11 protein-coding genes, 1 tRNA gene and 1 pseudogene are annotated in these 14,451 nt (G+C 41.2%); 11 read left to right on the plus strand and 2 right to left on the minus strand.

Translation table 11 applies throughout. The features are described from left to right. Positions 1-177 precede the first annotated feature (177 nt). Both BVC88_RS09730 and BVC88_RS09735 read right to left on the minus strand, forming a co-directional pair. Positions 178-411, minus strand: coding sequence for a hypothetical protein (locus BVC88_RS09730; RefSeq protein WP_075350485.1), 234 nt, complete (start codon positions 409-411; stop codon positions 178-180). A 458-nt stretch (positions 412-869) separates the two neighbouring features. After that, positions 870-943 (minus strand) — tRNA-Arg (locus BVC88_RS09735). Between the two features lie 175 nt (positions 944-1,118). Between BVC88_RS09735 and BVC88_RS09740 the strand changes: the two genes are divergently transcribed. From BVC88_RS09740 to BVC88_RS09790, 11 genes and pseudogenes are all read left to right on the plus strand, one after another. Next, positions 1,119-2,387, plus strand: a complete 1,269-nt coding sequence (locus tag BVC88_RS09740; protein WP_075350486.1) for a site-specific integrase — start codon at positions 1,119-1,121, stop codon at positions 2,385-2,387. Between the two features lie 326 nt (positions 2,388-2,713). Next, entirely contained in the window at positions 2,714-3,217 is a 504-nt protein-coding gene (locus BVC88_RS09745) for a hypothetical protein (RefSeq protein ID WP_075350487.1), read from the plus strand. A gap of 10 nt (positions 3,218-3,227) precedes the next feature. Then, entirely contained in the window at positions 3,228-4,052 is an 825-nt protein-coding gene (locus BVC88_RS09750) for a hypothetical protein (protein ID WP_075350488.1), read from the plus strand. 170 nt (positions 4,053-4,222) lie between these two features. Next, positions 4,223-5,791: a type I restriction-modification system subunit M gene (locus BVC88_RS09755; protein WP_075350489.1), complete on the plus strand. Its 1,569-nt coding sequence runs from the start codon at positions 4,223-4,225 to the stop codon at positions 5,789-5,791. Next, the gene (locus tag BVC88_RS09760) at positions 5,791-7,092 is read left to right on the plus strand and encodes a restriction endonuclease subunit S (protein WP_075350490.1); all 1,302 of its coding nucleotides are present in this window, start codon (positions 5,791-5,793) and stop codon (positions 7,090-7,092) included. The genes BVC88_RS09755 and BVC88_RS09760 overlap by 1 nt, the downstream gene beginning before the upstream one ends. Before the next feature lie 12 nt (positions 7,093-7,104). Next, complete coding sequence (locus BVC88_RS09765) at positions 7,105-7,929, plus strand: toll/interleukin-1 receptor domain-containing protein (RefSeq protein WP_075350491.1); 825 nt, start codon at positions 7,105-7,107, stop codon at positions 7,927-7,929. After that, positions 7,926-9,134 (plus strand): PDDEXK-like family protein, encoded by a 1,209-nt coding sequence (locus BVC88_RS09770; protein WP_075350492.1) that lies wholly within the window; start codon positions 7,926-7,928, stop codon positions 9,132-9,134. Before BVC88_RS09765 ends, BVC88_RS09770 begins: the two co-directional genes overlap by 4 nt. A gap of 155 nt (positions 9,135-9,289) precedes the next feature. Further along, complete coding sequence (locus BVC88_RS09775) at positions 9,290-10,111, plus strand: hypothetical protein (RefSeq protein WP_075350493.1); 822 nt, start codon at positions 9,290-9,292, stop codon at positions 10,109-10,111. Between the two features lie 262 nt (positions 10,112-10,373). Then, entirely contained in the window at positions 10,374-10,820 is a 447-nt protein-coding gene (locus tag BVC88_RS09780) for a helix-turn-helix domain-containing protein (protein WP_075350494.1), read from the plus strand. After that, positions 10,817-11,395: a PIN domain-containing protein gene (locus BVC88_RS09785; protein ID WP_075350495.1), complete on the plus strand. Its 579-nt coding sequence runs from the start codon at positions 10,817-10,819 to the stop codon at positions 11,393-11,395. The genes BVC88_RS09780 and BVC88_RS09785 overlap by 4 nt, the downstream gene beginning before the upstream one ends. A 106-nt stretch (positions 11,396-11,501) precedes the next feature. Then, positions 11,502-14,375: pseudogene (locus tag BVC88_RS09790) on the plus strand (type I restriction endonuclease subunit R). Positions 14,376-14,451 lie beyond the last annotated feature (76 nt).

Below are 14,451 nucleotides of genomic sequence, written 5' to 3' on the forward strand. Positions count from 1 at the left end.
ACAACTTCCCGATGAACAAGTCTCAGTTGTCCTAAAATTAAAATAGGTCTATTCTTTAGGACGACTGACACTTTTTGATGGGAATTATATCTTCAGGATTTCAAGAAAACTTCTACCAAAAAATTAAAAACGCTTAAGAAGATTAAAAAAATGAAAATTACTTCTTGAGTTCAACAATTAATTACAGGAAAAACTTTGATAATCCTCTTTAAATAAGGACCAAATTTTCCCATTTTCATCTCTATAAGTAATAGCTTGAGTGCGATCACTTATCTCTATATTTCCAAAACTGACAACTGAACTCCCATCAGAAAGAATAATCGTACAGGGACCATCGAGCTCTTCAATATCCCGAAGAGTATCACAAGAAAAAATAAAAAGAAGGGAAATAAGAGCTATATAACTTTTCATCGGGGCAAATAAATCGAGTCGAAATATGGGTAAAAAAAATCAGGAGAGAAAATTAACTCGATCTTACTTGAGTCTTCAAGAAAGAAAAAACCTTATAAAGAAGAATTGCCTACCATTAGATTCATGCTTACAAAAATAAACAGCTTAAACCATCCCTAAATCTTTACAATATGACTCATTGAGAAGTCCATCAGTCAACTGAAAAATAATGATTTAAAAAAAGCTCAACCGTGAAGTTGAGCTTTGTGACCTCGTCAAGATTCATCCCGATAACTATCGCGGATTGAAACCTCCTCCAATTCAAGAAATTTAAATAATCATAAAAAAAGCCCAACCGTGAAGTTGAGCTTTGTGACCTCGTCAAGATTCATCCCGATAACTATCGCGGATTGAAACCTCCTCCAATTCAAGAAATTTAAATAATCATAAAAAAAGCCCAACCGTGAAGTTGAGCTTTGTGACCTCGTCAAGATTCAAACTTGAAACCTCCTGAGCCGTAATCAGGTGCTCTATTCAGTTGAGCTACGAAGCCATATTGGAATGCATCCTGTAAATCAATATGTTACCGAAGTGTTTTCTGCTTCCCCTCTTAGTCAAAAAAGCCGGGGAGACACGATTTGGAGACAAAAGTAGGTCTTTTTAGCTTTTGCGCAATGGACATTGTAACGATCAGGACGATCAGCTTGGATCCCTAAATCCAAAAAAAGATGAGCGTCACAACAGCAAACCTGATCCTCCAAAAATGGAGACCGGCCAAAGACGGGAAATTCCCAGTGGTCATCCGTGTTTATTCAGACACCAAGCGAAGGTACTTCCGGACCGGAGTATCCATCCCAGAAAAAGACTGGGATGAAGAATCAGCCTCAATCACCGGAAGAGCCAGAGACAACAAGAAAATCCAAGGTCTACTGGAAAAAGCAAAAGAGATCATCAAGAAGATCCTGGTCCTTCAGGATGAGTTTGACTTTGATAGGTTCTCGCTGGAATTCTCAGATGCATCTCCACTCCAGTCTGGAGAAAACTTTATCTCCTTCTGGGAGTCCGTGATCAAAGAGTTACGTGCTGAAAAAAGAATGGGAACGGCTGCATCCTACGAAAATGCCTTGAACAAATTCCGGAAGTTCATGAAAGACCGCCCTATTCCTATTCGTATGATCAGCCAGCACACTTTTGAGAAGTTCCGGATCTTCATGGTACAGTCTGGACAATCCACAAATGGTGTCGGAATCTACCTCCGGTCCATGTCTGCTGTGTATGGCAGAGCGGTCAATCGGAAATTGGTCAAACCTGAGTCAGATCCAAGAAGTGGGTTCAAGATCAAAACGGCACGAACTCCCAAAAAAGCGATCAAACAGGAAGAAATGAAAAAGCTGGACTTAGTGGATCTCAGCAAAACACCCTTTGTCGATGAATCTAGGGATATGTTCGTATTCTCCTACTACTGTCAGGGGATGAATTTCAAAGACATGTGTCAACTGAGATGGGACAAAAACATCGTTGGTGATCGAATCTTTTATTCTCGTGGAAAAACGTTGGACTTCTTCAACATACGCATGCTTCCTCGTGCCCACGGAAGAATCCTAGCCAAACAACGTGAGATCTTGAAAGAAAAGCTCGAAGCAGGTCAGATCAAAAACGAAGTGGCGAAAAAGCTAATATTCCGAGTCTTTGATCACTTGACTGATAAACAAATGGAAAGTCTGACCCTGGTCAACAAAGTAAGAAAGCAGCGAGCCAAAGTCATCAATGCACATATCCGAAAACTCGCAGAATCTTACCTGAACTACGATTCAAATCAGGTGAAATTACTGACCTTTTACTCTGCTAGACACACTTATGCTACGGTGCTGTTAAAACACAACGCTCCGATTTCCCTCATATCGGAAGCGCTTGGACATGCTGACACAAGAACAACACAGGTTTACCTCGATAACTTTTCAAGGGAAGATCTAGATCAAGCCAATGCACATCTGTAGGCCAAGTAGAGTAGTTACCTCGGACAAACCAAATCAAGCCCCGTGAAACACATTCTCGGGGTATTTTTTGAAAAAGTTTTGAGCAATCTGAAAATTTTGAAGCTGATTTTTTAGCTTTTTAACTATCGGGCACTTTTGACTCAAAACCACCTATTGCTTCGACTACTTCCCTTAGCAAACTGAGTCTGTCCCAAAAGGATTTTAAAAACACATCTTACTGATTTTATTACAGTTAAATACAAATCTAGGCACACAGGGCTTTTGCCTATTGCAAAATCAAAAAACTACTACTATCATCGTTTGATTTTTGGTTTGAAACGATTCCTATGAAAAACAATCTACTCCTTCTATGTCTTGCATTTTTGACTTTCAATTCTTGTACAGAAGAGTCAACCCCTGAAGAGTTAACGTACTTTTTCGAGGTTGAAGTAGAAGGTAAAGTCTTCAGACAAGAGTTCTCACGGGATCTTCCAGAAACTCAGATGACGCTTGTGTACCAAGGCGGATTCAACGCACAAATTCAAACCGACTGCATATCTCCTCCTTGCATTACGCCTTTCTTTGTGAACATGTCATTCAAAGATGATTTAGGGTCAACCCCCCTCGAGCAAATCGAATCCATTTCACTTCCTTCCGGTAGTTACACAACTCACTATTGGTATGGAGGAAGTAATAGTACCCCCGATCCAACTTCTGGCACAGTAGCTATCACTAAGAAAAGTATTCCACAAAAGCTTTTGGAGGGTAGTTTCGTAGGCGAGGTGTACAAGAATGGAACCCCCACTCCAGTCAAAATCCCGATCAAGGGGAGCTTTTCAGTAAAACTCTAAAATAAAAATCATGCAGCTTCTCTCGAATTTCGTAAAAAGAGTAAAAAAACAGGAGGCCAAAATAAGTTTCTATGAACAACTTGTTGACAAGACTTGGCTGAAAATTGATGAGGAAAAAAATATTTTACGACAACTCGAGTTTCTTCGAAACAAGACTCTCATCGACGCAGCCTTTGGAAAGATAAGTCGAAAAGCTTGGGAGCTAACTGGTTCTGGAAAACTCATCATTTCAGATAAAGGAAGTGAGACCTTGTTCACTGCATCTATTGTAAACGGAGTTCAACTATCTCTCAATTTTTCAGGCACAATACATCACCCAGAACTGCTTTTTGAGGAAGGTTTTGTACTAAAAACTATCGAAGATCTTCTAAGCCAAAATACAACCGAAGAGGACGTCGAAAACATAAATGTTGAAATCTTAGAAAGTGAAAATCTTTACTCCGATCAAAGGCCTTCACATTCTGAAACAAAACAGAAATCCGACATTGAAAAGCAACGTGAAACCATCCGTTACATAATGGACCTGTATTTTAGAGACGAAGAATTTAAAAGGTTAGCGGTTAAACCTCCAAGCTTAGACATGTTGAAGTCCAATCTTGATTTTTGCTTTAAGTTTGCTCCAAAAGAGATTTCAACGAAGGAAGTAGAAAGCCAAAAAACTCAAACAAGAAAGATGATTTCCCGAATCGATTCTTTGGAAAATGAAGCACTTAGAATCGATGACTCCGGTAAGTTATACGGATTTTTTCTTGAACTCAGAAACTTACACTATTCAAAAACCCACCTGAAAAAGTTTTTGGAGTTTCTTGAAACTAAATGCGGGGTCCAAACCTAATTTAAAACAGTTTTAGATCTTTGGCACTTTGTCTTTCAACCTAAAACGCTATTTTTAAGCAACCAAAAACTTTTTGGAGCTTCTTCCTGATTGAGCAAGTGCAACAGCTTTTCTATAATGCGCTCTGAGCTAGTATCAATAGAGGTTTTCATAAAACACAAAAAACGCTTATGTCCGAAGATCATAAACGCCAACTGGAAAGCCAGCTCTGGGGAATAGCCAACCTACTCCGTGGAAAAATCTCCGCTGATGACTATCGTGACTATATCCTCGGCTTTATTTTCTACAAATACCTCTCGGAAAAGCAATACCGCTATGCGAATACTTTACTCGAAGGCGAGGCTACCACAGACTACAAAGACCTGAAAGACTCAGCCCTGATCAAGGCGATCCAAGAAGAATCTTTGGAGACGCTTGGTTATTTCTTGCTTCCCACGGAGCTATTTTCTTCCATCGCTTCCAAAGGCAATGCCGATACAGAATCTGAAAGCAACTACATACTCGAAGACCTCAAAGCAGTCCTCAACCATATCGAGCAAAGCACGATGGGAACCGAATCTGAGGAAGACTTCAACGCGCTCTTTGAAGACCTAGACTTAAACTCAACCAAGATCGGTCGTACGGTAGGTGCCCGAAATGCAGTAATCGTACAGATTCTGAATCACCTGAATAAGATCGACTTCAAGCTGGAAGACATCGAATCGGATGTACTTGGAGACGCTTACGAATTCTTGATCGGCAAATTTGCTGCAGGAGCAGGCAAATCAGCGGGAGAATTCTACACCCCGCAGCAAGTCTCAAAAATTCTGGCCAAGCTGGTCACCACGGGTAAAACCAAACTCAAATCGGTCTATGATCCTACTTGCGGCTCTGGTTCGCTTTTGCTCCGGGTGGCCAAAGAGGCTGAGGTATCCGAGTTTTTCGGACAGGAACTCAACCGCACTACCTACAACTTGGCGCGAATGAACATGATTCTCCATGATGTGCATTACCGTAACTTCAATATCCGACAGGAGGACACTTTGGAAAACCCCATGCACCGGGATCGTCGATTTGAAGCCATCGTGGCTAATCCTCCTTTCTCGGCACATTGGAAGGGAGACGAAAACCCACTTTATTCCAATGACGAGCGATTCAGCCAGTATGGGCGACTGGCACCAAAGACCAAAGCAGACTTTGCTTTTCTACAACACATGCTTTTCCAGCTGGCGGACAACGGCATCATGGCCAGCGTCTTTCCACACGGCGTACTTTTCCGTGGAGGAGCTGAAGGCCTGATCCGAGAGTATCTGATCAAGGAGATGAATGTACTCGATGCGGTCATCGGACTTCCTGCGAATATCTTCTATGGCACTTCCATCCCGACTTGTATCGTAGTGCTAAAGAAATGCAGAGAGCAGGATGATAACATCGTCTTTATCGATGCAAGCGGAAGCGATCACTTTATCAAAGTGGGAAATCAAAACGAACTTCGAGAGGAAGATGTGGAGGAAATCATCGAAACCTACCGAACCCGAGCGACAAAGGACAAATACAGCTATGTGGCAACACTCGCCGAAATCGCCGAGAACGACTACAACCTAAATATCCCGCGCTATGTGGACACCTTCGAGGAGGAAGATGCCATCAATTTAGATGAAGTGGCAGAAGAACTGGTACAACTGGACTCTGAGCTGAAATCCAATGAGGTTTCACTGATCGGTTTCTGTAAGGAACTGGGAATCAAAACACCTTTTTGATGATAAGCGAAAAAAGAAACGTGCCAAAGCTAAGGTTCGAAGGCTTAACAACTCCATGGAAAAGAATTTCTCTGGGAAATATTTCTCGACTAATAACCAAAGGGACAACTCCTAAGCAATTTATAGAAGGTGATGTGGTTTATGTTAAAATTGAGAGTCTAAACGGTCATGTGATCGAAAGAAGACAATGTGCTTCAATTGACGAATCGACTCATCTTAAAGAACTTAAGCGATCTATTCTTGAAGAAGACGACATACTTTTTGCAATAGCTGGCGCAACTGTGGGAAAAATTGGAGTCGTACAAAAGGAAATTCTTCCAGCAAATACGAACCAGGCTTTAGCGATAATTCGCCTTTCGAATAAAGAGGCTGTCAACTTTATATTTCAGATCTTGACCTCAAGGGTCATGAAAAACTACATATATGAAAGTGTAAGCGTTGGAGCACAGCCAAACCTCAGCCTCAAACAGATTTCTGATTTCACCTTTTTCGTCCCCTCACTCCCAGAGCAGCAGAAGATCGCCGAGTTTCTGACAGCCGTGGACAAGCGGATTGCCTTGCTGGAGCAGAAAAAAGAGAAGCTCGAATCCTACAAAAAAGGGGTAATGCAGCAGCTCTTTCCCTCGACAGGCTCGGGACAAGTACCGAAGATCCGCTTCAAGCAAGACGACGGTTCGGAGTTTCCTGATTGGGAAGAGAAGAAGTTGGGGGAGATTTACGAGTTCAGAACCACCAACTCATTTTCCAGAGAAAAGCTGAATTATGAGTCTGGAGAATTCAGAAACATCCACTATGGCGACATCCACACCAAATTCCCAACACTTTTAGATTTGGAGCAGGTTAATCTCCCCTTTGTGAATGATGATGTAGAAATTCGAAAAACAGTTTCGGAAAACTTGGTGGAGGCTGGGGACTTGGTGATTGCTGATGCATCCGAAGATTATGCCGACATCGGAAAGACCATCGAAGTGATCAATGTAAAGGAACAGAGAGTTCTTTCAGGCCTTCACACCCTACATGCAAAACGTAGTCAGACAAACATTCAAGTAGGCTTTGGCGGGTACCTTATGAAGTCAGAAGGAATTCGGAGTCAGGTCAAGAAAATCGCACAAGGAACGAAAGTCCTAAGTATTTCCGTAGCAAGAATGAGAGAGCTTAGCTTGAGCCTTCCATGTTTGGAAGAACAGAAAAAAATCGTCCAGTTTCTGACAGGCTTGGACAGAAATATGGAAAACCTAAACCAACAGATCAACCAAACGCAGACCTGGAAGAAGGGGCTGCTGCAAAAGATGTTTGTGTGAAACTAAGAAATCATGACTAAAACTGAAAAAGTCGAAGCTTTAGATAAGCTAATAGCAGCACTCTTCTCGATGGAGGAAGAAGAAACCTACCATCGAGAGTTTGATTCGTGGAGGCAAAGAGTGCAACGTCAAATTTCTAAAATCTTTGAGAACGACCCTTTACCGGTACAACACTTTTTATCAATAAGACCCTTTAGAGCTAGTCTTTCCTCTTTCAGAGCCTATGGATCAAGCGAGGGATCAAAAAAACAAGTCTTCGAAAAAGTTCAGCAGTTTAGGACCTTTTTAGAATCTTTAAAGGACGAGATTCCTGACGATACACTTTATCACGATCAAGAAGTTGAGTCAAAAAATGTGAAAAAGATTTTCATTAGCCATGCTTCCAAAGACGACCTAATCGGAAAAGAAGTCATCAACTTGCTCCAACTTATTGGGATCAAGCACACCCAAATATTTTACACTTCTGCTGCTGGTTATGGAGTGCCACTTGGAAAAGACTGGGTAGAAACTTTGAAAAGTGAAGTCAGTAGCGAAGGAGTCGTGATATCATTGCTTTCCAACAACTACTTCACGAGCCAAATCTGCCTTCTTGAAATGGGAGCAACATGGGTATTGTCAAAGCTGCACATTCCGATATTGATACCACCACTTACTTTCAAGGATACCAACGACCTGATCAATGCGAATCAAGGATTTCAGATTCTGGATGAGTTAAGATGGTCTTCACTCAAGCAAGATTTGGAAAAACTTTTTGGACTTGAACCAATGGACGGAGACAAGTGGGAGCCTCAAAGGGATACCATTTTAGACCGCATAAACAAACTTTTAAGCCCATGATAGAGTCAAAGCTGCAAAATCTCTTAGGGCGAACAGGTGACCTGATCAAGTATCAGCGAGAAATCGAACGTCTAAAAGGTGAGAAATTCAACGTGTTTACCATACTTCAGGTAGAGTCTAAAGAAAACCGAACGCATTCCAACTTCATCGCCGAACTTCTAAATCCTGGGGGTTCTCATCAAAAAGAGAAGCGATTCCTCGAACTTTTCATGGAAATGCTCCCCGTAAAGCTGGAAGATTTTGACCTTGAAAAATGCTGGGTCAAAAAGGAACATCACGATGGGAAAATCGACTGGGAAGAAGGATCGGGAGGAAGAATTGACATCTTAATCAGTGATGGAACTCAAGAAATAAGGATCGAAAACAAAGTATATGCGGGTGATGGGAACCTTCAGCTAGTTAGGTATCACAACTCCAAAGCGAAAAAAAGCACAATCCTATATCTTACCCTAGACGGCAGAGAAGCATCAAAGGAGAGTCGAGGTGAATTAGTCTCGGGAGAGGATTATCATCCGATTTCTTACAAAACCCATATCAATACTTGGCTGGAAGGTTGTCAAAAAGAGGCCTTCAATTCTCCGATTTTGAGAGAAACCATCCGCCAATATCAAATCTTAGTACAAAAACTGACTGGAACTATGGCGCAAGATGAACAGGAAAAACTCAAAGGCCTGATTTTAGACAACTTGGAGGAGGCAGAAATGATTGCAAAAAACTATGTGAGTGCTAAAGCTTCCGTGGCAGAGTCTTTCAGAATTGACTTGAAAGAACACTTAAAACAAGAACTCCAACTTGAGTATGAGGTCACTATTGGAAACTCCCCCGTAGATACCATCTCCCAAATTTGGATCAAACCTAATGACCCTCTTCCTAATAGAGTTTACATAGGGATCGACTCATTCAGTGTAGACCACACTAACTACAACCCAAAACTTGGGATAGGAAGTTATAATCCCGATGGTAAAAAGGGAAAACTCCACATAGAGCATGCGAAGAGCTTTGAATGGAATAGTGCTTGGTGGTTCGATCTTGAGGTTTTCCAAGATTTTGAACAAACCTCTATTGAGTTTACCAGCAATGATTTTATCAAAAAGCTCAATACTGACGACTCTTTTCGAACGAAGTTAATCGAGTTTCTTACTGAGGAGATAAAGAGTTACTTGGCTAAGCAAGTTCCAAAGATCCGTGAATCCTTGAAAAGTTGAAAAAGATAAAAACCTGATTACATGCAAAAATACTCCGTAAACCAACACCTGATCGAAACGATTCTCTCCTGGGTTAAGTCCGGAGAAATTAAAGATGATAATGTATAAGATGGAGGAGAATTATTCTAGTTATAACAGCACTTTTCCCTAAACCTATGGAAAATTCAACAGAGTCAGAAACCTCGAAACCAAAGCGATGGAGTCGATTTGCTGAAATCGCATTCGGAATGGTGGTTTTAGGAGTTTGTTGGTATTTCTTTTCAATACCTGAAGAAGGAAACTCCTGGGTCCATGTAGTTAGAATTCCTCTGCTTCTACTAGGAATGCTACTAGTAACAAGCCCATTTAGCAAATTTCTAAAAAAGTACTTCTTCACCAGAATATTTTACTGGGGATTGCAGCTTGTGGCAATTGTCGTATTCCTTTTAGTGTACGCTTTCTCATTATTTGGTAGAGTGATGATCGCAATGATGTTTGTTTTTGTTTTGACCACAGTTCTTATATCAAAAACGTTAGAGTATCTAGAAATTCAAAACCCACTTGATACGGGTTTATTCCTAGCCTTCACACTATCCGCAATACTTTTTTCCTTCAAAGGAAACCAAATTGTAAACTGGCTAGCACTTAAAATGGAAGGGGGAGACTCCCAAAAAATAGAGGGTGATTTGAAGATCATCAACAAATATCTTGGTCACACACAAATCAAATATGTTATTTACTTACTCTACTTTGTTCTGATCATCGTATTTACTGTTCTTCACCTGATCGGTCGGCTTCCAAATGAAAATGATCAAAACTTTATGTTTCTCACTCTCCAGTCTTTCGCGGCATTCGTAGCATTTGACACCTTATTTGAAAAACGCTTACTAATGAAACCATGGCTTGACTTGGCACTGAGTATTGAAGGTGGCTATAGAGAGCTGAAAAAGAAACAACTAAAGGGTGCTTTCAGAGAAGGAGATGAGGAAAAAAGTTAAAAAAACGAGAACAGTGCATTAGTGCAACTTTCTTTCCATATTTGTGTAACAGTACACGCCACGCTACCCATAAGAACAGCGTCCCAGGGCGTGTCTTTTGCTTTTTATCCCAGAAACTCTCAGAGTTTAAATCAGATTGATATAAACCTTTTTGGTTTGAAATAAACCAGAAAATAACAACCCATCACATTTTTCTGGGAGAAACTTTGTTTCGTTTATTTCGTTTGTTAGATTAACATCTCAAACAATCATTCCTCACATCATGTCTGAAACTCTAAAAAAACCTACCAAAAAAGAGCAGGAAAGTGCTAGAAAATCAGCTTCAAGTTTGAAAGAGATCATTTTTACTTTCAAGACCAGTGATGAACTTCTCATCCGAATAGAAGGCGAATCAATTTCCATTCCAAGAACAGCTGTTGAACTTCTGGAGAAAGTGTTAGATCAAATGTCTAAGGGTAATTTCGTTGAAATCAGTTCAGTTTCAGAAGACCTCACTACTCAGGAAGCTGCAGACCTGTTGAAAGTATCTCGTCCGCATTTGGTAAAACTGTTGGAAACGGGTAAAATCCCCCACAAAATGGTAGGGACACATAGAAGAGTGAAACGTACAGATGTCCTTAACTACGAATCAGACCTGAAAGAAATCCGAAGAAGAAATCTTGAGATTTTAGCAAATGAAGCGCAGGAAATGAAACTTGGGTACGAATGAAGATAGTTGCTCTTCTGGATGCTTGTGTAATATATCCCGCCCCGATCCGTGATCTTTTATTGAGCTTTGCAGATGCAGGTTTATTCAAACCGAAGTGGACTATTGAAATTCATGATGAATGGACTAGAAACCTTATTGAAAATCGATCTGATTTAGAACCAAAAAGAATCCGCCGAACTGTAGACATGATGGATGAAGCATTTCCAGATGCACTTGTTGAAGATTACGAAAACAACCTGCAAGCGTTAGAATTGCCAGATCCTGATGATAGGCATGTACTTGCTGCAGCAATTTATGCTGAGTCCAAATATCTAGTTACTGCAAATCTTAAAGATTTTCCTCTTGATCAATGTTTAGAACATGGGATAAACCCAATCCATCCAGATGACTTTACTTTGTTGCTTTTAGAGTCATCGATGGAAGTTGCTTTTGAGTGTTTCAAACAGATGGTCGCAAGGCTTAAAACTCCGCCACAGAAGATTGAGCAAGTTTTAGAAACATTAGAAAAGTGTGGATTGGTCAAGACTGCCGAATATCTCACTCGGTTAAATCAGCGTGAGAATCTTGCATTTTAAATACAATCTCAGAATTTGCTTCAGATCAACTAAATTCACATCTTAGCGCAAACAGAACCTTAGAAGCATACCGTAAGATCTGCACTCAGGTCATTTTTTCTTTTAGATGACGATACAACCAGAGCAGACTTTAGAAAACAACTTTGTACTTCAGCTTCAGGGTTTGGGTTACAAACCTGTCTCCATCCGGAATGAAGCCGACTTATTGCTCAATCTCAAATCCCAACTTGAGGTTCACAACAAAGTAACCCTAAGTGATGGTGATTTTAAGCAGGTGATGAACTTTATCAACAAGGGTAATGTCTTCGAGCGAGCTAAAATCCTCAGAGATCGTGTGCCTTATTTGGATGAAACGGGAGAACACCGAACGATCGAACTGATCAATCAAATCCACTGGTGTCAGAACCAGTTTCAGGTCACCCAGCAGATAGCTGTGGAGGGGAAATACAAGAATCGCTACGATGTCACTATCCTGATTAATGGACTTCCTCTCGTGCAAATCGAGCTGAAGCGAAGAGGACTAGAGTTGAAAGAAGCCTTCAAGCAAACCGACCGCTATTCCATTCATTCTTACGGAGCAGGTCAGGGGCTTTTCCAGTTTATCCAACTATTCGTCATCAGCAATGGTGTCAACACCAAGTACTATGCAAATGCACCCTTAAAAGACCGATCCTTCAAGCAGACCTTTTACTGGTCCGACACCAAGAATAAACTGATCACCCAGCTTTCAGATTTTACCGACATTTTTCTAGAGCCTTGCCATCTCTCAAAAATGATCACCAAGTATGTGGTGCTAAACGAATCTCAGCGTACCCTTATGGTTCTCCGCCCCTACCAGTTCTATGCGGTGGAGGCAATTATTGAGCGAGTAAAAAGTACGACAAAGTATGGCTACATCTGGCATACCACGGGCTAAGGAAAGACGCTCACCTCTTTTAAGGCGGCTCAGATCCTCACGAATTTGCCACAGGTCTACAAGGTAGTTTTCGTGGTGGATCGAAAAGATTTAGACTACCAAACCACAGTCGAGTTCAATGCTTTCAGCAAGGGAAGTATTGACGGCACGAATAACACCAATACACTGGTCAAGCAATTAGCCGGAGACAATAAGCTGATCGTAACCACCATTCAGAAGCTCAATACCGCCATTACCAAAACTCGCCATCTAAGCCAACTGGACAAGTTGAAGCAAGAGCGAATCGTTTTTATTTTCGATGAGTGCCACCGAAGCCAGTTTGGTAAAACACACGAAGACATCAAAAACTTTTTCAAAAGTTCCCAGCTTTTTGGATTCACTGGTACCCCGATATTTGAAGAGAATGCAGGTAAGAACGCTTTTGGAAAGCGGACGACCACCATGCTATTTGGCGATTGCTTACACAAATACGTAATCACCGATGCGATACGAGACGAAAACGTCTTAAAATTTTCGGTTGAGTACATCAGCACCTTTAAAAAGAAGGAAAACATCTTAGACATCAATGTGGAGGCAATCGATGAAGAAGAAGTGATGAACGCTCCCCAGCGATTAAAAAATGTCACTGATTACATAATCGCTAACCACGGTCGAAAAACTCATAGCCTTTCCTTTACCTCGATTTTCTGTGTGTCCAGTGTTCCCACATTGATTGAATACTACAAGCTTTTCCATCAAAAGAAAGAAGCTGGCGAACACTCCCTCAACATTGCGACCATCTTCTCCTACGGTGCAAACGTGGACCTGATTGATAGCGGAGATGAATTTGAGGAAGATTGGGAGGAAAGTGAGTTTGGGATAGCATCCGATTTGAAACGGGACGATTATGCACAATCGGAAAAGAAACACCCAAGGGAATACCTGGATGAGTTCATGATCCACTACAATGGGACTTTTGGAACAAACTACAATACCAGAGACAGTAAACTCTTTTACCAGTACTACAACGACCTTGCAGACCGGGTAAAGAAAAAGCAAATCGACCTGCTATTAGTCGTAAACATGTTTCTCACTGGGTTTGACAGTAAGTCACTGAACACACTCTACGTCGATAAGAATTTGAAGTATCATGGTTTGATCCAAGCTTATTCTCGAACCAACCGTATTCTGGATGAGCTGAAATCTCAAGGGAATATCGTCTGCTTCAGGAACCTCAAGCCAGCTACAGACGATGCGATCACACTTTTCTCGAATTTGGACGCAAAGGATGAGATTATCATGCAACCCTATGAGGACTATGTGTGTAAATTTCAGGAAGCAGTAGCGAAATTATTGGAGGTCGTCCCTACGGTGGATAGCGTAAATGAGCTACCAAGCGAGGTGGAGAAACTCGAGTTTATCAAAGCTTTTCGGGAACTCATGCGTTTGAAAAATGTACTGAGCACCTTCACTGAGTTTGAGTTTCAAGATTTGGGTATGTCCGAGCAAGTCTTTGAGGACTACAAGAGTAAATACCTGGACATCTACGATTCTAGTAAAAAACCAGGTAAAGAAAAGGTTTCGATTCTAAACGATGTGGACTTTGAGTTGGAACTGATCCACAGAGACGAGATCAATGTTAGCTATATACTCAAGCTCTTGGCTAAACTGAAAGATGCCGCACCAGAGGATCAGGAAAAACAGAAAAAAGCAATCGTTGAACTTATTGTCGGAGAATCCCAGCTGAGAAGCAAGCGGGAACTGATCGAGAAATTCATCAACCAAACACTGCCAACGATTGAAGACTCGGAAAATATACCTGAGGAGTTTTTGAGCTTCTGGACTAAGGAGCGTATCGAGGCACTGAAAACTCTAAGTGAAGAGGAAGGTCTTGATAGCGAAAAACTGGAAAGTGTGATCGGGGACTTTATCTATACCGAAAAAGAACCCTTGAGAGATGATATCATCAACATGCTTAAAGCTCGCCCGAGCTTGACCGAACGGAGGACAATCGCAGAACGCGTGAAGTCAAAAATCATGGACTTCGTGGAGACTTTTATTAACGGGATTTCAGCGGCGGCTTAATTAAAACTTAAAAATTTTTCAGGAAAACAGAGCTTATACGTTCCTGATCTTTTATTTTCACGCGTTTTTTTAAAAC

Origin of the sequence: Algoriphagus marinus (assembly GCF_001936475.1) — a bacterium.
GTDB classification, from domain to species: Bacteria; Bacteroidota; Bacteroidia; order Cytophagales; family Cyclobacteriaceae; genus Algoriphagus; species Algoriphagus marinus.